At 49.3% G+C, this 1,131-nt stretch carries 2 protein-coding genes; one reads left to right on the plus strand and one right to left on the minus strand.

Annotated features, from left to right (window positions below; all coding sequences use genetic code 11):
- Positions 1-18 precede the first annotated feature (18 nt).
- Positions 19-867, minus strand: a complete 849-nt coding sequence (locus F6K37_RS43740) for a M20/M25/M40 family metallo-hydrolase (RefSeq protein ID WP_044493468.1) — start codon at positions 865-867, stop codon at positions 19-21.
- Positions 868-917: 50 nt separating this feature from the next.
- Between F6K37_RS43740 and F6K37_RS46030 the strand changes: the two genes are divergently transcribed.
- The coding region (locus F6K37_RS46030; RefSeq protein ID WP_287257392.1) for a hypothetical protein at positions 918-1,131 on the plus strand (214 nt) is incomplete at its 3' end.

Genomic DNA, 1,131 nt, shown 5'->3' on the forward strand with positions numbered 1-1,131 from the left:
TCCCGACTCCCGATTCCCCTAGACAAGATTTCCAAGACCAGCGATTAAGCCACGACAGACACCAGTGAGAAAATCTAAATCTAGGGTATCAATGCGATCGCTTGGTTGATGGTAATGGGGATTGCGCAGAAATGCTGTATCGGTTACCATCAAAGCTCGATAACCTTGGTCCCAAAATGGAGCGTGATCACTGAGCCTGGTCTCACGAACGATTATCCCTCGTGATGGTATTGGTAAGCACTGACAAGGGATCCCCACTTGGCGGATACGGCGAGCTAAATGCCTCAAGTCAAGGATTGTTGGCAAGTTTCCCACTAAGGTAATGAAGTCCCCCTGATTGGGGTAAAAATATTTTAGTCCTGGTGGGTAGGTTTGGGAATTGGGAGTGCGATCGCAATACCCTAACATTTCCAAAGACAGCATTAACCGCAAGGGTTGCTGTTGTTCTTTTAAATAGGCAGCATAGGCAGCACTTCCGAGCAATCCATACTCTTCCATATCAAATGCTACCAGTCGGACTGGGTGTTTAGGCCCAGTAGTGGCAAAGGCTCTAGCTAATTCCAATAGCACCGCTACGCCGGTACCATTATCATCTGCTCCTGGGCTTCCAGGTACCGCATCATAGTGAGAGCCAATTAAAATCGGAGCAAACTGTTGCGGTCTCGCCTCTTTTCCCGGTAGATTCAGAATCAGATTATGATGGGTTTTGCCCGACACCTGAAACTTGTGAATTTCAACGCTTCCCCACTGTTCTAATTCCTGGCGGATGTACTCCTGGACATAGAAATGTCCCGCAGATGCCATATACGGATCGCGATCGCGTACTATCTGGCTGAGGTGGGTGATTAGACGTTCTTTTAGATCCAAGGCAGTGTAATCAGGCAGAAGATTATCATCTAATCTTACCATCTCGGGATTTGGTCCCAAGTAAGCATTCAGCGGTCAGCGGTCAGCCGTCAGCCGTCAGCGGTCAGTGGTCAGTGGTCAGCGGTCAGCGGTCAGTGGTCAGTGGTCAGCGGTCAGCGGTCAGCGGTCAGTGGTCAGTGGTCAGTGGTCAGTGGTCAGCTAACGTAACTCAGATTAAACTAATGCTTACCTGTTGTCTTGATGCAGTCGCTCATGGGGGAAACC

The organism is Moorena sp. SIO4E2, from assembly GCF_010671945.1.
Classification (GTDB): Bacteria; Cyanobacteriota; Cyanobacteriia; order Cyanobacteriales; family Coleofasciculaceae; genus Moorena; species Moorena producens.